This is a genomic window from Microbacterium resistens (assembly GCF_021172025.1).
In the GTDB taxonomy this organism is placed as follows: Bacteria; Actinomycetota; Actinomycetes; order Actinomycetales; family Microbacteriaceae; genus Microbacterium; species Microbacterium resistens.
The window spans coordinates 544478-564719 of sequence record NZ_CP082781.1 but is presented as its reverse complement, the minus strand read 5'-3'; the positions used below and the strand labels follow the sequence as shown (position 1 = coordinate 564719).

The following is a 20242-nucleotide window of genomic DNA, read 5'->3' as shown; positions in this document are numbered from 1 at the left end:
CCTATCGACGGGCCCGGTTCGTGACCGGGTCGTGACCTCGTCCGCCGCGGCGAGGAGGCCCTGGACACACAGCGGATTCCCGGCGACTTCTTAGGTCTCCCTAAGTGCCCGGAAGGCGAAACGGCCCCCGGGGGTGCAAGAATCGCCGTCGCGGATCGGCCATAATGGAGGGGTGACGACCTCAGCGACGTATGCCCCGGCGGCGAGAACGATCAAGCGGCCCAACCCCGTGGCCGTCGGAACCATTGTCTGGCTCGGCAGCGAGGTGATGTTCTTCGCGGGCCTGTTCGCGATCTACTTCACCCTGCGCAGCACCTCGCCCGAGCTGTGGGCCTCCCGCACCGAGCTGCTGAACGTGCCGTACGCCACGGTGAACACCATCATCCTGGTGCTGTCGTCGGTCACCTGCCAGATGGGCGTCTTCGCCGCCGAGCGCCTGCAGCCGTACACGGCCCGCAACGACAAGGGCCGCAAGCGCTGGGGCATGGTCGAGTGGTTCTGGCTCACGTTCATCCTGGGCGCCGTGTTCGTCTCCGGCCAGGTCTGGGAGTACGCCCAGCTCGTCGCCGAGGGCATGCCGATCTCGGCCGACTCCTACGCCTCGGCCTTCTACATCACGACGGGCTTCCACGCCCTGCACGTGACCGGCGGCCTCGTCGCGTTCCTCCTCGTCATCGGGCGCGCCTACGCGGTGAAGAACTTCACGCACAAGGAGGCGACCTCCTCGATCGTCGTGTCCTACTACTGGCACTTCGTCGACGTGGTCTGGATCGCCCTGTTCTTCGTCATCTATTTCCTGAAGTAAAGAAAACGGAGCGGATTCCCGACATGGCACGAGAGAAGAAGCGCCGTTCCGGCGGTCGCCGCAGCCCCCTGGCCGCCGCCGCCCTCATCGGCGCCGGCCTCATGATCACCGGCGGCATCTACGCCGGCGCATCCGCTGCGTTCGCCGCCAGCGAGCCGACCGCCGCCACCGCGCAGGTGTCCGTGGAGGAGGGCGAGAAGCTCTTCCAGGCGAACTGCGCCACCTGCCACGGCATGAACCTCCAGGGCACCGAGAACGGGCCGAGCCTGTTCGGCGTCGGCGAGCTCGCGGTGGAGTTCCAGGTCGCGACGGGCCGCATGCCGCTGCAGATGCAGGGGCCGCAGGCGCCGCAGAAGCACCCGCAGTTCACCGACGAGCAGATCAAGTCGATGGCCGCGTGGGTGCAGTCCGTCGCGCCCGGTCCGACCTACCCCGAGGCCGAGGTGCTGGACGGAAAGGGCGACGTCTCGCACGGTGCCGAGCTGTTCCGCATCAACTGCGCGATGTGCCACAACGTCGCCGCCGCCGGCGGTGCGCTGACCGAGGGCAAGTACGCGCCCCCGCTGACGAGCACGAGCGCCCTGCACATGTACGCGGCCATGGTCACCGGTCCGCAGAACATGCCGGTCTTCGGCGACATGAACCTGTCCGCCGAGGACAAGCGCGACATCATCTCCGCCCTGCTGTTCCAGCAGGAGGCGGTTCAGGTGGGCGGCTTCACGCTGGGCTCGCTCGGCCCCGTCTCCGAGGGCCTTTTCGTCTGGATCTTCGGGATCGGCGCGCTGGTCGCCATCACCGTGTGGATCACGGCGAAGTCCAACTGACGCTTGCATATCGAAGAACGTACGAGGAGCACCATGGCACACGACGACTCGCAGGCTCTCGACAGGGCCTATCAGCCCTCCCCCGGGCTGAGCGTCGCAGTCAGCGATCCCGCGGAGAACCCGGGTCTTCCGCCGCACCGTGAGCGGATCACGGACAAGGACCCGAAGGCGATGAAGACGGCCGTCCGCACGGTCTACACGCTCTTCTACCTGTCCCTCGCGGGCAGCCTGTGGGCGGTCGCCGCCTACATGCTGTTCCCGATCGAGAGCGGCGCGCTCATCGACGTGCGCTACAACAACCTCTTCATCGGACTCGGCATCGCCCTCGCGCTCCTCGCACTCGGCATCGGCGCCATCCACTGGTCCAAGGCCGTGATGAACGACAAGGAGTTCGTGGAGTCGCGCCACCCCACCCGTGGTCGCGACTCGACGCGCGCCGCCGCCGTCAAGGCGTTCGCGGACGCGAACGAGGAGTCCGGGTTCGGGCGCCGCACGATGATCCGCAACTCGCTCTTCGCCGCGCTCGTCGCCTCGATCATCCCCGGCGTGACGCTCTTCCGCGGTCTCGCCCCCCACAGCACCCCGGAGAACCCGATCGCGGGCGACCCGGTCCAGCTGCTCAAGCACACGATGTGGGAGAAGGGCGTGCGCCTGGCGCGCGACCCCGACGGCACCCCGATCCGCGCCGCGGACGTCACCCTCGGCTCCGCCGTGCACGTCATCCCCGAGAGCCTCACCGAGCTCGGCCACGACGGCGGGTACCTGGAGGAGAAGGCGAAGGCCATCGTCCTCCTCATGCGCCTGCTGCCCGAGCAGCTCATCGAGTCCGAGGAGCGCAAGGACTGGTCGTACGACGGCATCGTCGCCTACTCCAAGGTCTGCACGCACGTCGGCTGCCCGGTCGCGCTCTACGAGCAGCAGACCCACCACCTGCTCTGCCCCTGCCACCAGTCGCAGTTCGATGTGACCGAGCACGCCAAGGTCATCTTCGGCCCGGCCGCCCGGCCGCTGCCGCAGCTGCCCATCACCGTCGATGACGAGGGCTACCTCGTCGCGCAGAGCGACTTCACCGAACCCGTCGGTCCGAGCTTCTGGGAGCGCCATTGAGCACCGCAACCGTCACCCCCGAGACGAAGGGCGACAAGAAGGACGAGAAGCCGCTCGGCGGCCGTTTCGTCGGCGCCACGGCGAACTACCTCGACGAGCGTACGAGCCTGTCCGGTTTCGTCAAGGAGCTCGGCCGGAAGATCTTCCCGGATCACTGGTCGTTCATGCTCGGCGAGATCGCCCTGTGGAGCTTCGTCGTGGTGCTCCTCTCGGGCACCTTCCTGACGTTCTTCTTCCAGGCGTCGATGGTTCCGACGCACTACACGGGCGCTTACGCCCCGATGCGCGGCATCGAGATGTCCGCGGCTCTGGAGTCCACCCTGCGGATCTCGTTCGACCTGCGCGGCGGACTCCTCGTCCGGCAGATCCACCACTGGGCCGCGCTGGTGTTCGTCGCCGGCATCGGCGTGCACATGCTGCGCATCTTCTTCACGGGCGCCTTCCGCAAGCCGCGTGAGCTGAACTGGGTGATCGGCTTCGTGCTGTTCATCCTCGCGATGGCCGAGGGCTTCACCGGGTACTCGCTGCCGGACGACCTGCTCTCCGGCAACGGCCTGCGGATCATCGACGGCATGATCAAGGGCATCCCGCTGATCGGAACGTGGACCTCGTTCCTGCTGTTCGGCGGCGAGTTCCCCGGCACCGACATCGTGGGCCGCCTGTACACCCTGCACATCCTGCTGCTGCCGGCCCTCGTCCTCGCGTTCGTGGTGCTGCACCTGATGCTCATGGTGATCAACAAGCACACGCAGTTCGCCGGCCCCGGCCGGACGAACGACAACGTCGTGGGCTACCCGATGATGCCGGTGTACATGTCCAAGATGGGCGGCTACCTGTTCATCGTCTTCGGCACGATCGTGCTGATCGCCTCCCTCTTCCAGATCAACCCGGTCTGGAACTACGGCCCGTACGACCCGTCCCCCGTGTCGGCGGGTACGCAGCCGGACTGGTACATCGGCTTCGCGGACGGCGCGCTGCGTCTGGCTCCGTCGAACCTCGACGTCGTGTTCCTCGGCCACACCTGGTCGTTCGGCATCCTGCTGCCGGTCGCCGTCCTCGGCATCTTCATCGTCCTGGTCGCGATCTACCCGTTCATCGAGGGATGGATCACCGGGGACAAGCGCGAGCACCACATCGCCCAGCGCCCGCGCAACGCCGCCACCCGCACGGGCATCGGCGTCGCCGGCGTGATCTTCTACGCCGTGCTCTGGGCCGCCGCGTCCTCCGACCTCATCGCGACGCACTTCATGGTCACGATGGAGGGTGTCATCCACACGCTGCAGGCACTGCTGATCCTCGGCCCCGTGCTCGGGTACTTCATCACGAAGCGGATCTGCATCGCACTGCAGAAGAAGGACCGCGAGATCGTGCTGCACGGCTACGAGTCCGGACGCATCGTCCGCCTCCCCGGTGGCGAGTTCATCGAGGTGCACAAGCCCGTGGACGTCTACGACCGGTGGAAGCTCATCGACGTCGACACCTACGAGCCGCTCGTGGTCCGTCCGAACGCCAAGGGCCGGATCCCGTGGACCGAGAACTTCCGCTCGGCACTGTCGCGCTGGTTCTTCGAGGATCGCCTGCAGCCGCTCACCCAGACGGAGATCGCTGCGGCCGACGCTCACCAGAGCCACGCGCTGCATGACGTCGACGAAACGGCTCACGAGGAGATCCTGGGTGCCCACGCCCGCGCCGGGGTCTCCGAGGACCAGATCGAGCCGACCGACGAGGGACACATCGGCGAGACGCCGAACACTCCCAGCTCGGTCGTCGCGACGGAGCCGGTCAAGAAGCCGCGCAAGAAGCCGGAGGACGGAGAGAAGTAGTCCTCCCTCCCCCATGACAGAGCCCCGTCCGGGTCACCGGACGGGGCTCTGTCATGCTCCCCCGGTCCAGGGCACGCCCGCGTACGCTGAGATCATGATCGACCGCCAGGACTACTTCGCCGCCAAGCTCGCCTTCGAGACCGATGCCAGCGATCTTCACGCCGCACGCTCCGCCGGCGACCCCGTCGTGGTGGTCGACGTGCGCTCCGAGGAGGCCTGGGCGCAGGGACGGGTCCCGGACGCCGTCCACATGCCCTACCGCGAGATCGCCGAGCGGGCGTCGACCGAGATCCCCGCCGATGCGGACGTCGTCGTCTACTGCTGGAGCCCGGGCTGCAACGCGGGCGCCAAGGGCGCCCTGGAGTTCGCGAAGCTCGGATACCGCGTGCGCGAGATGATCGGAGGCTTCGAGTACTGGGCCCGGGAAGGCTACCCCGTGGAGGATGCGGACGGCGTGCACCGCCGTCCGGTGGATCCTCTCACCGGCATCCCTCGCGTCCGTCATCGCGCCTGACCGAGGTCGTCCCAGCCGTCGTCCCCGGATCGCCTGACGTGCTATCGTCGGCGCATGCGAATGCTGCAGGTCACGACGACGCCGGTTCCTCTCCGGCGCGACCTCTAGCGACTCCACGCATGACGCACAGCCCGGGGAGACACCCCGGGCTTCGTCGTCTCCGGTGTCCTCTCCGCGCACTCACCCTGGAGAAGGACAGATGGACAACGATCACCGCGTACTCGGCCGAAGACTCGGCCTCTTCGAGACCAGCGCCGACATCGGCGCCGGTCTCCCCCTGTGGCTCCCGCACGGCGCGGCCGTCCGCGCCTCCCTGGAGCAGTTCGCCGCCGAGATCGCCCAGGAGACCGGGTGCCGACGTGTCTACACCCCCGTGCTCGCACGGCGCTCCCTGTTCGAGCGGAGCGGCCACTGGGACAAGTTCTCCGCCGACATGTTCCCCGCCATGCGCGTCGGCGGAGACGAGCTCGTCCTCCGGCCGGCGAACTGCCCGAGCCACGTCCAGGTCTACGCGGCCGAACCGCACAGCTGGCGGGACCTCCCCGTCCGCCTCACCGAGTCGGCGGCGATGTTCCGCAGCGAGCTCACCGGCGTCCTCGGCGGTCTGAGCCGCGTCCGGCAGATCAGCCTGGACGATGCGCACGTCTTCTGTCGGCCCGACCAGGTCGTGGAGGAAGTCGTCACCGCGGTCGACGCGATCCTCCGGGCCTACGACGTCCTCGACATCGAGATCTCGTACATCCGCCTCTCCGGACGCGACCTGCGAGAGGCGTCGGCGTACGCGGGATCCGACGAGGACTGGCGAGCGTCCGAGCAGGACCTCCTGGACGCTCTCGACCGGCGGGGGCTGCCGCATCGCCGAGCCGATGGGGAGGCGGCCTTCTACGGGCCCAAGATCGACGTCCAGGTGATCGATGCCGCCGGGCGGGAGCTGACCCTCTCGACCGTCCAGGTCGATCGCGTGCTGCCCGCACGATTCGATCTCCGCTACACCGACGCGCACGGACGCGTCGCGCGTCCGGTCATGGTGCATCGCGGACTCATCGGATCGATGGAGAGGCTCGTCGCGCTGCTGATCGAGCGCTACGAGGGGCGCTTCCCGACCTGGCTCGCGCCCGTGCCGCTCGCGCTCGCGCCCGTCCGCGTCGATCGGCACGGGACCCAGGCGGACGCCGTGGCCGAGCGCTTCCGCGCGGCCGGGATCCGCGTCGAGGTCGCGCGCCGCGGCTCCCTCGGCTCGCGCGTGCGCGGCCTGCAGGAACGCCGCGTGCCCCGCGTGGCGGTCCTGGGCGACCGCGAGGCCGCCGAGGACCTCCTCAGCGTGAACGGGAAGGCCGTCGCGGTCGATGACCTCATCACCGGGATGCAGGAGGAGATCCGCCGACGCTCATCGGTCTTCCTGGTCTAGTTCCGCCGCACGGCGAGATCGGGCCCCGGGACCGATGGTCCCGGGGCCCGATCTCGAGGCGCTCTCCCGCTCAGCGGGCGAAGTTCCCGCGGTAGTACTCGTAGACCCAGCCGACGATCGCCACGACGAAGATCGCGATGGAGATCGGGAACAGGAACTGTCCCACGGCCAGGCCGATCATGCCGAGGGCCGCGGAGCCTGCGAGCACGATGGGCCACCACGACCACGGGCTGAACTCGCCGAGCTCCGGGTCCCCGTCGTCGATGTCGGCGGTGAGGATGTCCTCGGGGAGCTGGCCGCCCTGCGCGCGGTGCGTGCGGTCCAGGTAGAAGGCGATCATGGCGGACATGAACGCGGTGAAGAACAGGGCCACGGTCCCGACCCACTCGATCGCCGTGACGAGCTCACGGTCCGGGTGAGCGAGGATGTTCCAGCCGGTGTAGACGACCCCGACGAGGGCGAAGAACGCGGTCAGGATCCACCACAGGATGACGTTGTCGCGCATGGCTTACTTGGCCTCTCCTTCGGCGACGCCCGCCGCGACCGGGTGCTCCGCGGCCTCGGGGTGGTTGAGGTCGAACGCAGGACGCTCGCTGCGGATGCGCGGGATCGACGTGAAGTTGTGCCGCGGCGGCGGGCAGGAGGTCGCCCACTCGAGGGAGGCGCCGTAGCCCCACGGGTCGTTCACGGTGACCTTCGGCGCCTTGCGGGCCGTGATCCAGACGTTCAGGAAGAACGGCAGCATCGAGGCGCCGAGGATGATCGCGCCGATCGTGGAGACCTGGTTGCCCCACGTCCAGTTGTCGAACGAGGAGTAGTCCGCGTACCGGCGAGGCATGCCGTCCACGCCCAGCCAGTGCTGGATGAGGAACGTCATGTGGAAGCCGATGAACAGCATCCAGAAGTGCACATAGCCGAGGCGCTCGTTGAGCATCCGTCCCGTCCACTTGGGCCACCAGAAGTAGAAGCCCGCGAACATCGCGAACACGACCGTGCCGAACACGACGTAGTGGAAGTGCGCGACGACGAAGTACGAGTCGGACAGGAAGAAGTCCAGCGGCGGCGAGGCGAGGATGACGCCGGTCAGACCGCCGAAGACGAACGAGACCAGGAAGCCGAGGGCGAACACCATCGGCGTCTCGAAGGTCACGGAGCCGCGCCACATCGTGCCGATCCAGTTGAAGATCTTCACACCCGTCGGCACGGCGATGAGCATCGTCATGAGGGCGAAGAACGGCAGCAGGACCGATCCGGTGACGTACATGTGGTGCGCCCACACGGCTACGGACAGCGCCGCGATGGCGATCGTCGCGTAGACCAGGGTCTTGTACCCGAAGATCGGCTTCCGGCTGAAGACCGGGAAGATCTCGGACACGATGCCGAAGAACGGCAGCGCGATGATGTACACCTCGGGGTGGCCGAAGAACCAGAACAGGTGCTGCCACAGCAGGACGCCGCCGTTGGCCGGGTCGTAGATGTGCGCGCCGAGGACGCGGTCGGCCGCCGCCGCGAGCATCGCCGCGGCGAGCACCGGGAACGCCATCAGGATCAGCAGGCTCGTGATGAGCGTGTTCCAGGAGAAGATCGGCATGCGCCACATGGTCATTCCGGGAGCGCGCATCGTGATCACGGTGGTGATGAAGTTCACCGCGCCGAGGATCGTGCCGAAACCGGACAGACCCAGGCCCAGCATCCAGAGGTTGCCTCCGGCGCCCGGAGAGAACGAGGCGTTCGCGAGCGGCTGGTAGGCGAACCACCCGAAGGAGGCCGCACCCTGCGGGGTCAGGAAGCCGGCGACCGCGATCGTCGAGCCGAACAGGAAGATCCAGAAGGCGAACGCGTTCAGACGCGGGAAGGCGACGTCCGGCGCGCCCAGCTGCAGCGGCAGGATCGCGTTCGCGAAGCCCGCGAACAGCGGCGTCGCGAACATCAGCAGCATGATCGTGCCGTGCATCGTGAACAGCTGGTTGTACTGCTCCTTGGTCGGGATGATCTGCATCCCGGGAGCGAACAGCTCCGCACGGATGATCAGCGCCATCACGCCGCCCAGGAGGAAGAACAGCACCGAGGCGATCAGGTACATGTACCCGATGGTCTTGTGGTCCGTCGACGTCAGCCACTTGACGACGATGTTGCCCTTCTGCTCCACGCGGGTGGTGGTGAGCAGCGCCGCCTGACGCGGCGGGATCGTCGTCGGGCGTGCGCCCGCTTCGGAGGTTCCCGGGAGAGTGGAGGTCATCCTGGTTACTTCCCTTCTTCCTCGGAGGTCGGCGCGCCCGTGCCCGGAAGGTTCGCGAGCCGGTCGTATGCGTCGGTGATGTCGCCGGTGTTGCCCTCGTCGCGCAGCGTCTCGAGGTAGGCGTCGTAGTCGGCCTGGCTGACCACCTTGACGTTGAAGAGCATCATCGAGTGGTACTCGCCGCAGAGCTCGGCGCACTTGCCCTGGTACTCGCCGATGCGCGTCGGGGTGAAGGACCAGGAGTTGTCCTTGCCGACGTACATGTCCTTCTTGTACAGGAAGTCGATGATCCAGAACGAGTGGATGACGTCGCGGGACTGCAGCTCGATGCGGACCTTCTGGTCCACCGGCAGGTACAGCGTCGGCAGGGCCTCCTGGTCGACGTTGCCGTCCTTGTCCGGCTGCGCCTGGATCCCCATGCTCCAGACGGCGTCCGAGTTGTCCTCGTCCTCGCCGTCGTACTGGAAGTCCCAGGACCACTGCTTGCCGATCGCGGTGATCGAGACGTCCGGGTCCTCGTACTGAGTCTCGATGATCGTCTGGTCACGCGCGGTGAAGGCGAACATGCCGGCCACGAGGATCAGCGGCACGATCGTGTAGAAGATCTCGATCGGCATGTTGTAGCGCAGCTGCACCGGCAGGCCGGTCTGGCCCTTGCGACGGCGGTACGCGATCGCGGCCCAGGCCATCAGGCCCCACGTGATCACGCCGACGGCGAGCAGGACGATCCAGGAGTTCACCCAGAGGGCGGCGACGCGGTCCGTGTGGTTGGTGGCAGGAGTGCCATCCTCGACGAAGCCCGGGAGGAAGCCGTGGAGCTCGGTGGGAGAGCATCCCGCCAGGGCCACAGCTGCCGCGACTCCCAGAGGGAGCGCAGCCCAACGAAGGCGGCGTTTCGAAGGCACGGTGCACCTTTCAGATCTCGGACAGGGGCGTACCCAAGTCTAGGGCAACCTCACACCCGATTCATGCCAACCACGCAGGTTCAGCGAGGTCGCGACGGCGTTTCCGGGTGGTTGCCGAGGGGTCAGTGGAAGCTGTCGCCGCAGGCGCAGGAACCCTGCGCGTTGGGGTTGTCGATCGTGAACCCCTGCTCCGAGATCGTGTCCTTGAAGTCGATCGACGCGCCGTCGAGGTACGGCACGCTCATGTTGTCGACGATGACCTCGACGCCGTCGAAGTCGACGGTCTCGTCGCCCTCGAGATAGCGCTCGTCGAAGTAGAGCTGGTAGATGAGACCGGAGCAGCCGCCGGGCTGGACCGCCACCCGCAGACGCAGGTCGTCACGGCCTTCCTGTTCCAGCAGGCTCTTCACCTTCTGCGCAGCGGCGTCGGTGAGGCTCACGCCGTGGGCGTGGGTGGTCTCCGGGGTCGTCAGGGTGGTGTCGCTCATGTCGCTCCTTCGGAAGGCCCTGGCAGGGCACGGGCTCTCCCCCGAATTCTACCGCCGGCCCCGCCGCCCGGGGCGGAGCCGGCGGCAGGGCTCACTGCTGGATCTCGTTCATCCGCGCCAGCAGCAGCGCCTCGGTGGCGATCGAGTGGCGGAACGTGTCCAGGTGCAGCGACTCGTTCGGGCTGTGCGCACGCGAGTGCGGGTCCTCCACCCCGGTCACGAGGATCTGTGCGGCGGGGAACGTCTCGACGAGGTCGGCGATGAAGGGGATCGACCCGCCGATGCCGACGTCGACCGGATCCTTGCCGTATCCGTCGGCCATCGCCGCACGGGCGAGGCCCACCGCCCATCCCGCCGTGTCCACAAGGAAGGGGTTCCCGAGGTCCTCGTCGGAGAACTCCAGCTGCGCACCGAACGGCGCATGCGCGCGCAGATGCGCCGTCAGCGCCTCGTACGCCTCTGTCGCGGACTGGCCCGGGGCGACCCGGCAGCTCAGGACGACGCGGGTCTGCGCGGCCAACGTGTTCGACGCCTCTTCGACCGAGGTGGCGTCGATCCCGATGATCGTCACGGACGGCTTGTTCCAGATCCGGCCGAGGATCGTCCCCTCGCCGATCGGGCTCACCCCGGGGAGCAGTCCGGTCTCGGCGCGAAGCGTGTTCTCCCCGTACTCGGGCGTCTCCGCGTCCCGCACGCGGAGCCCTTCGACCGCGACGGAGCCGTTCTCGTCCCACAGCGTGTCGAGGAGGCGCACGGTGGCCATCATCGCGTCCGGCACGGCGCCCCCGAACATCCCGGAGTGCGAGGAGTGGTCCAGCGTGCGCACCGTCATGGTGAACCGCGCCGCACCGCGGAGGGAGACCGTCAGGCCCGGGGTCTCCGAGTCCCAGTTTCCGGAGTCCGCCACCACGATCGCATCGGCCCGCAGCGCGTCCTCGTTGTCGCGGAGGAACTGCGCGAAGGAGCGCGATCCGTACTCCTCCTCCCCCTCCACGAAGAGGGCGATACCGAGGTCCAGATCGTCGCCGAGCGTCTCGGCGACCGCGCGCAGGGCGGCGATGTGGGTCATGATGCCGGCCTTGTCGTCCGCCGCGCCGCGGCCGTAGAGGCGCCCGTCGCGGACCGTCGGCTCGAACGGCGGGGTCTCCCACAGCGCGTCGTCTCCGGGGGGCTGCACGTCGTGATGGGCGTACAGCAGGATCGTCGGCCGGCCGTTGCGCGCGGCGCGCGTGGCCAGGACGGCGGGCTGGCCGAGCTCGTCCGTCCCGGGGATCGCGGCGCGCAGCACGCGCACGCTGTCGAACACCCCGGTGTCGGTCGCCAGGGCCGCCACGGCGTCCGCGCTGCGCACGAGCTGCTCCTGGTCGAACGCGGGCCAGGCGATGCCGGGAATGCGCACGAGGTCGCCGAGATCGGCGAGAGCGGAGGGGACGGCGCCGGCGACGGACTCGCGCAGGGCCGCCTCTAGGTCGGCGGACGCGGTGACCGAAGGTGAGGGAGAAGTCATGCGAGTAATCTTAAGGCGACCCCTTCCACGCACGTCAGGAGCCTTCGTGGCCGATACCCCCGCAAGCCCCGCCTCGAACGACGAGTCCGCAGCGCCCACGGTCGGCAAGGGCCGGCCCACGCCGAGCCGCGCCGAGCAGGAGGCTGCGCGCCGCCGACCGCTCGTGGCGGACACCAAGGAGGCGCGGGCCAAGGCCAAGGCCGAGCTGCAGGAGCGCCGCGAGCGGGCCCGCATCGGGATGGCGAACGGCGAGGACAAGTACCTCCCCGCCCGGGACAAGGGTCCGCAGCGCCGCTGGGTCCGCGACTACGTCGACGCCGGCTGGCATCTCAGCGAGTTCGTGATGGCGCTGATGGTGCTCGTGATCATCGCCTCGCTCATCCCGAACATGGCCGTGGCCTACTGGGCGTTCGTGGTGCTGTGGGGCTACATCATCCTCGCCATCGCGGACATGGTGATCCTCAGCGTCCGGATCAAGCGCAAGGCCGCGGCGAAGTTCGGCGAGGATCGCCGCGAGAAGGGCCTCGGCTGGTACGCGGCCATGCGCTCCCTGCAGATGCGTTTCATGCGCTTGCCGAAGCCGCAGGTCAAGCGCGGTCAGTACCCGGTCTGACGCGGTCACCGGCCCGACGAGACCCCTCGTCCTCCGCGGAGGACGAGGGGTCTCGTCATCGGGTTCAGCGCGGAAGGCCCCGGGAGATCTGACGCGCCCAGAGCGGCCCGCGGTAGAGGAAGGCCGTGTACCCCTGGACCAGGGTCGCGCCGGCGTCCAGTCGCTCGCGGACGTCGGCGCCCGTCTCCACTCCCCCGACCGAGATCACGCAGAAGTCCTCCGGGACCGCCGAGCGCACGATGCGCAGCACCTCGAGCGACCGCGCGCGCAGGGGCGCGCCCGACAGTCCCCCGGCGCCGGCGGCCTCCACCACGCTGGCGGCGGTGCGCAGCCCCTCCCGCCCGATCGTCGTGTTCGTCGCGATGATCCCGTCGAGCCCCTCGGCGACGGCGAGGCGGGCGATCGCCTCGACCTCGTCGTCCGGCAGGTCCGGCGCGATCTTCACCAGCAACGGTGCGGCCCCGGCGGCCGTCTTCACCTCGCGGAGCAGGGGCGCGAGCGTCTCGACCGCCTGCAGCCCGCGCAGCCCCGGGGTGTTCGGCGAGGAGACGTTGATCGCGAGGTAGTCCGCCAGCGGCGCCAGGCGCGTCGCCGAGGAGACGTAATCGGCGATCGCATCCTCCACGGCGACCACTCGGCTCTTGCCGATGTTGACGCCGACGACGGCGCGCGGATGACGTCGACGCAGCCGGCGCAGACGGGGCTCCACCGCCTCCGCTCCCGCGTTGTTGAACCCCATGCGGTTGATCACCGCGCGGTCGGGCACGAGCCGGAACAGCCGGGGCTTGGGGTTTCCCGGCTGCGCGAGCGCCGTGATGGTGCCCACCTCGACGTGGCCGAACCCGAGGGCGTCCAGCCCGCGGACGCCGACGGCGTTCTTGTCGAACCCGGCCGCGACGCCGAACGGCGTCGGGAACGTGAGGCCGAGCGCGGTCACCCTGTCGCCCTCGGGCGAGCGGGTCAGCGCTCGGGCGACCCACGAGAACGGCGGCACCCCCAGGATGCGGATGACGAGCATCGCCGCGTGGTGGGCGAACTCGGGATCCAGTCGCGACAGGACGTGGCGGAAGAGGAGCGCGTACATCCCTGCCAGGCTACCGGTCGGCGGGCTCCGGCTCGGACGAGGCGTGGTCGGCACGGAGATCGGCGATCGCGGACTCGAAGTCCTCCAGCGAGTCGAACGCCTGGTAGACGCTCGCGAACCGGAGGTAGGCGACCTCGTCGAGATCGCGCAGCGGCCCGAGGATCGCGAGCCCGATCTCGTTCGTGTCCAGCTGCGAGACACCGGTCTGACGGACCGCCTCCTCCACGCGCTGAGCGAGGATGGCAAGATCCGCCTCCGTCACCGGACGGCCCTGGCACGCCTTCCGGACGCCCGAGATCACCTTCTCGCGGCTGAACGGCTCCATGACGCCGGAACGCTTGATGACGTTGAGGCTCGCCGTCTCCGTGGTCGAGAAACGTCCCCCGCATTCGGGGCACTGACGACGGCGGCGGATCGAGAGACCGTCATCGCTCGTGCGGGAGTCGATCACGCGCGAATCGGGGTGACGGCAGAAGGGGCAGTGCATGGTGAGTAAGACTACGCCTCCGCCGTGACCACCGGCGCACCGACGAACCGCGCCTCGATGGCCTCGCCGTGCGCGGGAAGGACCTCGGTGTCCGCAAGGGCGACGATCGCCTCGCGGACCTCCGACAGCGCCGCGCGGTCGTACTCGATCACCTGCTGCGGACGCAGGAACGTGTAGGCGCCGAGGCCCGGCGCATAGCGCGCCTGCCCGCCGGTCGGCAGGACGTGGTTGCTGCCCGCGAGGTAGTCACCCAGGCTCACCGGGCTGTCCTCGCCGACGAACACGGCTCCGGCGCTCGTGAAGGACGCTGCCGCCTCGGCCGCATCGGCGAGGTGCAGCTCGAGGTGCTCGGGCGCGTACGCGTTGCTGAAGGCCACAGCTGCCTCGCGTCCGTCCACGAGCACGAGGGCGGACTGCGGCCCGGACAGCGCCGCGGCGACCCGATCCGCGTGACGGGTGGCCGCCGCGAGCTGCTCCACCCGCTCGGCGACACGGGCGGCGAGCTCGGCCGAATCGGTCACGAGCACGGCCGACGCCTGTTCGTCGTGCTCGGCCTGGCTGACGAGGTCGGCCGCCACAAGGATCGGGTCCGCCGTCTCGTCGGCGACGATCAGGATCTCCGTCGCGCCCGCCTCCGAGTCGGTTCCGACGACGCCGGCCACGGCCCGCTTGGCGGAGGCGACGAAGTTGTTGCCGGGACCGGAGAGGACGTCGACCGGGTCGAGGCCGAGCGCGTCCACGCCGTAGGCGAACGCGCCGATCGCTCCCGCGCCGCCCATCGCGTAGACCTCGTCGACGCCGAGCAGGCCCGCCGCGGCGAGGATCGTCGGGTGCACCCGGCCGTCCTGGTCCGCCTGCGCCGGCGAGGCGAGCGCGATCTCGGAGACGCCCGCCACCTGTGCCGGGACGACGTTCATGATCACGCTGGAGGGGTAGACGGCCTTGCCGCCGGGGATGTACACCCCGACGCGGCCGACCGGCTGCCACCGTTGGCGGATCCGTGCGCCCGCTCCCAGCTCGGTGACCGCGGGAGCCGGCACCTGCGCCTCGGAGGCCGCACGCACCCGACGGATCGACTCCTCGATCGCGGAGCGGATCCTCGGCTCCAGCGCGGCCACGGCGTCGTCGATGTGCTGCTTCGGCACCCGGATCGCGTGATCGACGACGCGGTCGAAGCGCTCGGCCTGCTCGCGCAGCGCGCTCTCGCCGCGCACGCGCACCTCCTCGACGAGGGCGGCCGCGGTCGCCAGGGCCTCGGCACGGGCCGCGGTGGCGCGCGGGACCGCCGCGAGCATCTCGGCGGTGGTGAGGGTGCGTCCCCTCAGGTCGATCGTCTGCATGCGTCCTCAGCCTCGGGTCATGTCGGTCGTGTCGTGCAGGTAGCCCACCCGCCCGTCGTCGTGGCGGACCACATAGGCGCCGCCGCGGTCCTCGAGGACGAGGATCCACGCGTCGGGCCCGATCTCGAAGATGACGGATCCCCGCTCATCGTGCACCGGTCGCCGCTCGGGCGCCAGCGCCCAGAAGGGCTGTGCGACGGAAGCCGCCGGCTCGTCGACCGTCGAGACCGCACGCGTCCGCGTGTCCTCGACGTCGTCGTCCTCCGGCACGGGGCCGGGCTCCTCACCCGAGAGGCGCAGATCCGTGTCCGTCTCCACCAGCGGAGCGAACACCTCGGTGAGGGCGTCGGGCATGACCTCGTCGTGCTCCTCGGCGGGCTGCGCGGCGTCCGTGTCCGTGACGGCGTCCGTGCCGGTGCCGGTCTCGTGCCGGCGCGCATCGGCGCGGTCCCGCGTGTCGACGGCGTCGTCCTCCACCGCGGAACGGCGCGAGTAGGCGGGAGCGTAGGCGTCGCCGGCGGGGTCGACGGAGCTGGTGCCGGGCTCGGCACCGGCGGCGTGCGCACGGGAGGAGAACTGCGGCGGGGCGTCGGTCGCGCCCGTCGCCGAGTCATCCGTCGGCGCCGCTGCCTCCTCGGCGGCGGGTGCGGGGGGCGAGTCCGGCTGCGGGATGGGGCGCGGACGAGCGATCACCGGGCGCACCGGGTTGGCGTTGCGGTGCGCGAGCGTCTCCTGACGCCCCTCGAAGTCGTCGCGCAGGCGCGGGACGAGCGGGGCGAACACCGTGAGGACCACGAGTGCGAGCGCGAGGAGGAGCTCCAGCCAGACGGCCCAGCTCCCGGCGCCCGGGTGCGCCGTGGCGAACGACAGACGGATCTGCTGCCACAGCAGCGCGGCCCAGCTGACAGCGGCGACCGAGAACGCCACCGAGGCGAACTGGTCGATCCCCAGGGACCCCACCCGACGGATGCCCTCCGGCGAGAACCGGCGCAGCACGATCAGGAAGGTGGCCACGGTGGGGACGCCCATCGGGAGCAGCCATTGCAGGTCAGGGCCCCAGAGCGACACGCCGTCGGCGAACGGGAAGCCGAAGGCCGGCACGAACGACAGCACGAATCCGACCAGCCACGCGCCGACGATCAGGAGCTCGCGCAGGGTGAAGCCCAGGATGCCCTCCTGCGGCGCGGCCTCGACGATGACGTCGGCCTCGGCGGTCGCGTCGACGCCCTCCACGACCGGGACGGCATCCGCCGGGTCGGTCGTTCGCGACGTGGCCGCGGGCTCCCCGTCGTCGGTGACGCGGGCCGTCTCCGCCACCGGCGCGGCGGCGGACGGCGCGTCGGGCGTGGGCAGGGCGTCGTCGTTCGCGTCGTCCCCAGGCGCCGAGGGGACGGAGGGATTCTCGTTCGTCATGAGGGTCCTTTCGCGTGAGAGCGGCCGTGCCCGGCGTCTCCGACGCGATCAGATCCTACCCGCGCGCCGCGGATCGTCCCTGAGCGGAACGTGCACGTGACGGGGGCGACGTCGTGCGCGTCGCCCCCGACTCCGAACGGTGTCAGCCCAGGCACTGCGGACCGAGGAGCGACTTGAGGTCCCCGAACAGGTCGGCCGTGACCGAGACCGGCATCGGGACCTCGAAGACCTTCGCCCGCCCTCCCCGGTGCATGGTCAGCATGACCTCGGTCTCCCCCGCGTGGCGGCGCAGGACGTCCGCGAGGTCCTCGATCACCCGTTCCGTCGCCCGCTGCTCGGGGACCACGAGCGTCAGCGGTCCTGCCGCGTCGAAGGAGCCGACGTCCGGCGTGAAGGCCGCCTGGGCGTGCAGGTTCATCCCGTCGTCGCGTCGCGACACCCGCCCTCGGACCGCGATGATGGCGTCCGACTGCAGCATGCCCTGGAACTCGAGATAGGTCTTGCCCATGAACATGACGGTGATCTCGCCGTGGAAGTCCTCGACCGTGATCATTCCGTAGGGGTTTCCGCTGGCCTTCGCGACGCGGTGCTGGACGCTCGTGATGAGACCAGCGATGGTCACCTGGTCGCCGTCCTGCAGGTCCTCCGACTCCAGCAGGCTGTTGATCGCGATGGACGCGTGCTTCGCCAGCGGCACCTCCAGGCCCGCGAGAGGATGGTCGGAGACATACAGCCCCAGCATCTCGCGCTCAAAGGCGAGCTTGTCCTTCTTCGTCCATTCCGGGCGCTCGGGGACCTTCGCCGGAGCCGCCTCCTCCAGGTCGTCGTAGAGGCTGTCGAAGTCGAAGCCGATCGCCCCCTGGGCCTCGTTGCGCTTCTGGCCGACGGCAGCCTCCACCGCGTCCTCGTGGATCTCCACCAGCGCGCGGCGCGTGTCCCCCATCGAGTCGAAGGCACCCGCCTTGATCAGCGACTCGATGGTCCGCTTGTTCGAGACGTGCATCGGGACCTTCTTGAGGAAGTCGTGGAAGGAGGTGAAGTTCTCCTTCTCCCTCGCCTGCACGATCCCGTCCACGACGTTGCTGCCGACGTTGCGGACGGCGCCGAGACCGAAGCGGATGTCCTCCCCGACGGCCGCGAAGAAGTTGATCGACTCGCGCACGTCCGGCGGGAGGACCTTGATCCCCATCCGTCGGCACTCGTTGAGGTACAGCGCCATCTTGTCCTTGGAGTCGCCGACGCTCGTGAGCAGCGCCGCCATGTACTCGGCGGGGTAGTGCGCCTTGAGGTAGGCGGTCCAGTACGAGATCACGCCGTAGGCGGCGGAATGCGCTTTGTTGAACGCGTAGTCGGAGAACGGCAGCAGGATCTCCCAGAGCGCCTGGACCGCGCCGTCGGAGTACCCGTTGGCCCGCATGCCCGCGTGGAACCCCTCGTACTGCTTGTCCAGCTCGGACTTCTTCTTCTTGCCCATCGCTCGCCGCAGGATGTCCGCTTGGCCCAGGGAGAAACCGGCCACCCGCTGGGCGATCGCCATCACCTGCTCCTGGTAGATGATCAGGCCGTAGGACTCCTCGAGGATGTCGGCCAGCGACTCGGTGAACTCCGGGTGGATCGGCGTGATCTCCTGCAGGCCGTTCTTGCGCAGCGCGTAGTTCGTGTGCGAGTTCGCCCCCATCGGCCCCGGACGGTACAGGGCGATCAGCGCCGAGATGTCGCCGAAGTTGTCGGGCTTCATCAGACGCATGAGGGAGCGCATCGGTCCGCCGTCGAGCTGGAAGACCCCGAGCGAGTCGCCGCGGGCCAGCAGGTCGTACGCGGCGCGGTCGTCCAGCGCCAGATCCTCCAGCACGAGGTCCTCGTCGCGGTTCATCTTGATGTTCGCGAGGGCGTCGGAGATGATCGTCAGGTTCCGCAGGCCGAGGAAGTCCATCTTGATGAGCCCGAGGGACTCGCAGGACGGGTAGTCGAACTGCGTGACGATCTGTCCGTCCTGCTCCCGTCGCATGATCGGGATGATGTCGATCAACGGGTGCGAGGACATGATCACGCCGGCGGCGTGCACGCCCCACTGGCGCTTCAGGTTCTCCAGTCCCAGTGCGGTGTCGAAGACCGTCTTGGCCTCGGGATCCGTCTCGATGACGGTGCGGAACTCCGACGCCTCCTTGTATCGCGGGTGGTCCTTGTCGAACATGCCGTCCAGGGGCATGTCCTTGCCCATCACCGCCGGCGGCATCGCCTTGGTGAGCTTCTCCCCCATGCTGAACGGGAACCCGAGCACGCGCCCGGCGTCCTTGAGGGCCTGCTTCGCCTTGATGGTGCCGTAGGTGACGATCTGGGCCACGCGCTCGTCGCCGTACTTCTCGGTGACGTACTGGATCACCTCGCCGCGACGACGGTCGTCGAAGTCGACGTCGAAGTCGGGCATGGAGACGCGGTCCGGGTTCAGGAAGCGCTCGAAGATGAGACCGTGCTCGAGCGGGTCGAGGTCGGTGATCCGCATCGCGTAGGCCGCCATCGACCCCGCTCCGGAGCCTCGTCCCGGACCGACGCGCACGCCGTTGTCCTTGGCCCAGTTGATGAAGTCGGCGACGACGAGGAAGTAGCCGGGGAAGCCCATGGACGAGATGACCTCGACCTCGTAGTCGGCCTGCTTGCGCACCGCATCCGGGATGCCGTTCGGGTAGCGGTAGTGCAGCCCCTTCTCCACCTCCTTGATGAACCAGCTCTCCTCCGTCTCGCCCTGCGGGACCGGGAAGCGCGGCATGAAGTTGGCGCTGGTGTTGAACGAGACGTCGCAGCGCTCGGCGATCAGCAGCGTGTTGTCGCAGGCGACCGGGTGGTCTCGGAACACCTGGCGCATCTCCGCAGCGGACTTCACGTAGTAGCCGTCGCCGTCGAACTTGAACCGGTTCGGGTCGTCGAGGGTCGACCCCGACTGCACGCACAGCAGTGCCGCGTGGCTCTTGGCGTCGTGCTGGTGGGTGTAGTGCAGATCGTTGGTCCCCACCAGGGGGATGCCGAGGTCCTTCGCGATCTTGAGGAGGTCCCCGGTGACTCGGCGCTCGATCTCGAGCCCGTGATCCATGATCTCGGCGAAGTAGTTCTCCTTGCCGAAGATGTCCTGGAACTCCGCGGCGGCCGCGCGGGCGGCGTCATACTGGCCGAGGCGGAGCCGGGTCTGGATCTCCCCCGACGGGCACCCCGTCGTGGCGATCAGGCCCTTGCTGTACTTCTGCAGGATCTCCCGATCCATGCGGGGCTTGAAGTAGTACCCCTCGATGCTCGCCGTCGAGGACAGCCGGAACAGGTTGTGCATGCCCTCCGTCGTCTCGGACAGGAGAGTCATGTGGGTGTAGGCGCCGGATCCGGAGACGTCATCGCGCTGCTGCTCGGGGGATCCCCACCGCACCCGGCTCTTGTCGCTGCGGTGCGTGCCCGGCGTGACGTAGGCCTCGATGCCGATGATGGGCTTGACCCCGGCGTCCTTCGCGGCCTTGTAGAACTCGAACGCCGCGAAGGTGTTGCCGTGGTCGGTCACCGCCACCGCGGGCATCCCCTGTTTCACCGCCTCCTGCACGAGCGGGCCGATGCGTGCGGCACCGTCCAGCATCGAGTACTCGCTGTGCACGTGGAGGTGGACGAAGGAGTCGGATGCCATGCCTCCGAGTCTACGGACCGCCTC

17 protein-coding genes are annotated in these 20242 nt (G+C 69.0%); 7 read left to right on the top strand and 10 right to left on the bottom strand.

Translation table 11 applies throughout. The features are described 5' to 3' along the window. The first annotated feature begins 172 nt into the window (after positions 1 to 172). The 6 genes from ctaE (at position 173) to thrS (ending at position 6481) form a co-directional block, all read left to right on the top strand. Entirely contained in the window at positions 173 to 805 is a 633-nt protein-coding gene (gene ctaE, locus K8F61_RS02620; protein WP_157517926.1) for an aa3-type cytochrome oxidase subunit III, read from the top strand. A 23-nt stretch (positions 806 to 828) separates the two neighbouring features. After that, positions 829 to 1629 carry a cytochrome bc1 complex diheme cytochrome c subunit gene (gene qcrC, locus K8F61_RS02615; RefSeq protein ID WP_067244188.1) on the top strand — a complete coding sequence of 267 codons (801 nt, stop codon included), beginning with the start codon at positions 829 to 831 and terminating at the stop codon, positions 1627 to 1629. A 33-nt stretch (positions 1630 to 1662) separates the two neighbouring features. Continuing rightward, positions 1663 to 2736 carry a cytochrome bc1 complex Rieske iron-sulfur subunit gene (qcrA, locus tag K8F61_RS02610; RefSeq protein WP_067244190.1) on the top strand — a complete coding sequence of 358 codons (1074 nt, stop codon included), beginning with the start codon at positions 1663 to 1665 and terminating at the stop codon, positions 2734 to 2736. Next, entirely contained in the window at positions 2733 to 4559 is a 1827-nt protein-coding gene (gene qcrB / locus K8F61_RS02605) for a cytochrome bc1 complex cytochrome b subunit (RefSeq protein WP_067244192.1), read from the top strand. Before qcrA ends, qcrB begins: the two co-directional genes overlap by 4 nt. Positions 4560 to 4653: 94 nt before the next feature. Continuing rightward, positions 4654 to 5073 (top strand): rhodanese-like domain-containing protein, encoded by a 420-nt coding sequence (locus K8F61_RS02600; RefSeq protein ID WP_067244195.1) that lies wholly within the window; start codon positions 4654 to 4656, stop codon positions 5071 to 5073. A 199-nt stretch (positions 5074 to 5272) separates the two neighbouring features. Next, the gene (gene thrS / locus K8F61_RS02595) at positions 5273 to 6481 is read left to right on the top strand and encodes a threonine--tRNA ligase (RefSeq protein WP_231820589.1); all 1209 of its coding nucleotides are present in this window, start codon (positions 5273 to 5275) and stop codon (positions 6479 to 6481) included. A 70-nt stretch (positions 6482 to 6551) separates the two neighbouring features. Here thrS and K8F61_RS02590 read toward each other — a convergent pair whose 3' ends face one another. The 5 genes from K8F61_RS02590 to K8F61_RS02570 form a co-directional block, all read right to left on the bottom strand. Beyond that, the gene (locus tag K8F61_RS02590; protein WP_067244200.1) at positions 6552 to 6986 is read right to left on the bottom strand and encodes a cytochrome c oxidase subunit 4; all 435 of its coding nucleotides are present in this window, start codon (positions 6984 to 6986) and stop codon (positions 6552 to 6554) included. Between the two features lie 3 nt (positions 6987 to 6989). Further along, a complete protein-coding gene (gene ctaD / locus K8F61_RS02585; RefSeq protein ID WP_067244203.1) occupies positions 6990 to 8720 on the bottom strand; it encodes an aa3-type cytochrome oxidase subunit I in 1731 nt (576 codons plus the stop codon). Positions 8721 to 8725: 5 nt separating this feature from the next. Then, positions 8726 to 9625 carry an aa3-type cytochrome oxidase subunit II gene (gene ctaC / locus K8F61_RS02580; protein WP_067244205.1) on the bottom strand — a complete coding sequence of 300 codons (900 nt, stop codon included), beginning with the start codon at positions 9623 to 9625 and terminating at the stop codon, positions 8726 to 8728. A 122-nt stretch (positions 9626 to 9747) separates the two neighbouring features. Then, positions 9748 to 10113 carry an iron-sulfur cluster insertion protein ErpA gene (gene erpA / locus K8F61_RS02575; RefSeq protein ID WP_067244207.1) on the bottom strand — a complete coding sequence of 122 codons (366 nt, stop codon included), beginning with the start codon at positions 10111 to 10113 and terminating at the stop codon, positions 9748 to 9750. Between the two features lie 91 nt (positions 10114 to 10204). Further along, positions 10205 to 11620, bottom strand: a complete 1416-nt coding sequence (locus tag K8F61_RS02570; protein ID WP_231820588.1) for a dipeptidase — start codon at positions 11618 to 11620, stop codon at positions 10205 to 10207. A 46-nt stretch (positions 11621 to 11666) separates the two neighbouring features. Between K8F61_RS02570 and K8F61_RS02565 the strand changes: the two genes are divergently transcribed. Next, positions 11667 to 12233: a DUF3043 domain-containing protein gene (locus tag K8F61_RS02565; protein WP_067244212.1), complete on the top strand. Its 567-nt coding sequence runs from the start codon at positions 11667 to 11669 to the stop codon at positions 12231 to 12233. 64 nt (positions 12234 to 12297) lie between these two features. On the opposite strand, the gene K8F61_RS02560 is transcribed toward K8F61_RS02565, so the two are convergent. The 5 genes from K8F61_RS02560 to dnaE all read right to left on the bottom strand — a co-directional run bounded on the left by K8F61_RS02560 (position 12298) and on the right by dnaE (position 20218). Further along, positions 12298 to 13317, bottom strand: a complete 1020-nt coding sequence (locus K8F61_RS02560) for a quinone-dependent dihydroorotate dehydrogenase (protein ID WP_231820587.1) — start codon at positions 13315 to 13317, stop codon at positions 12298 to 12300. Between the two features lie 10 nt (positions 13318 to 13327). Then, positions 13328 to 13804: a transcriptional regulator NrdR gene (gene nrdR, locus K8F61_RS02555; RefSeq protein ID WP_067244216.1), complete on the bottom strand. Its 477-nt coding sequence runs from the start codon at positions 13802 to 13804 to the stop codon at positions 13328 to 13330. An 11-nt stretch (positions 13805 to 13815) separates the two neighbouring features. Further along, positions 13816 to 15144 (bottom strand): histidinol dehydrogenase, encoded by a 1329-nt coding sequence (hisD, locus tag K8F61_RS02550; protein ID WP_231820586.1) that lies wholly within the window; start codon positions 15142 to 15144, stop codon positions 13816 to 13818. A gap of 6 nt (positions 15145 to 15150) precedes the next feature. Continuing rightward, positions 15151 to 16557 (bottom strand): prolipoprotein diacylglyceryl transferase, encoded by a 1407-nt coding sequence (locus tag K8F61_RS02545; protein WP_231820585.1) that lies wholly within the window; start codon positions 16555 to 16557, stop codon positions 15151 to 15153. 142 nt (positions 16558 to 16699) lie between these two features. After that, the gene (dnaE, locus tag K8F61_RS02540; protein WP_067244224.1) at positions 16700 to 20218 is read right to left on the bottom strand and encodes a DNA polymerase III subunit alpha; all 3519 of its coding nucleotides are present in this window, start codon (positions 20216 to 20218) and stop codon (positions 16700 to 16702) included. Positions 20219 to 20242 lie beyond the last annotated feature (24 nt).

Bases quoted from the DNA above. Each gene is read 5' to 3' on its own strand.
- thrS (WP_231820589.1), top strand. From the start codon at position 5,273: ATGGACAACGATCACCGCGTACTCGGCCGAAGACTCGGCCTCTTCGAG.
- K8F61_RS02590 (WP_067244200.1), bottom strand. From the start codon at position 6,986: ATGCGCGACAACGTCATCCTGTGGTGGATCCTGACCGCGTTCTTCGCC.
- nrdR (WP_067244216.1), bottom strand. From the start codon at position 13,804: ATGCACTGCCCCTTCTGCCGTCACCCCGATTCGCGCGTGATCGACTCC.
- K8F61_RS02545 (WP_231820585.1), bottom strand. From the start codon at position 16,557: ATGACGAACGAGAATCCCTCCGTCCCCTCGGCGCCTGGGGACGACGCG.
- hisD (WP_231820586.1), bottom strand. From the start codon at position 15,144: ATGCAGACGATCGACCTGAGGGGACGCACCCTCACCACCGCCGAGATG.
- K8F61_RS02560 (WP_231820587.1), bottom strand. From the start codon at position 13,317: ATGTACGCGCTCCTCTTCCGCCACGTCCTGTCGCGACTGGATCCCGAG.
- K8F61_RS02570 (WP_231820588.1), bottom strand. From the start codon at position 11,620: ATGACTTCTCCCTCACCTTCGGTCACCGCGTCCGCCGACCTAGAGGCG.
- ctaD (WP_067244203.1), bottom strand. From the start codon at position 8,720: ATGACCTCCACTCTCCCGGGAACCTCCGAAGCGGGCGCACGCCCGACG.
- qcrC (WP_067244188.1), top strand. From the start codon at position 829: ATGGCACGAGAGAAGAAGCGCCGTTCCGGCGGTCGCCGCAGCCCCCTG.
- dnaE (WP_067244224.1), bottom strand. From the start codon at position 20,218: ATGGCATCCGACTCCTTCGTCCACCTCCACGTGCACAGCGAGTACTCG.
- erpA (WP_067244207.1), bottom strand. From the start codon at position 10,113: ATGAGCGACACCACCCTGACGACCCCGGAGACCACCCACGCCCACGGC.
- qcrA (WP_067244190.1), top strand. From the start codon at position 1,663: ATGGCACACGACGACTCGCAGGCTCTCGACAGGGCCTATCAGCCCTCC.
- K8F61_RS02600 (WP_067244195.1), top strand. From the start codon at position 4,654: ATGATCGACCGCCAGGACTACTTCGCCGCCAAGCTCGCCTTCGAGACC.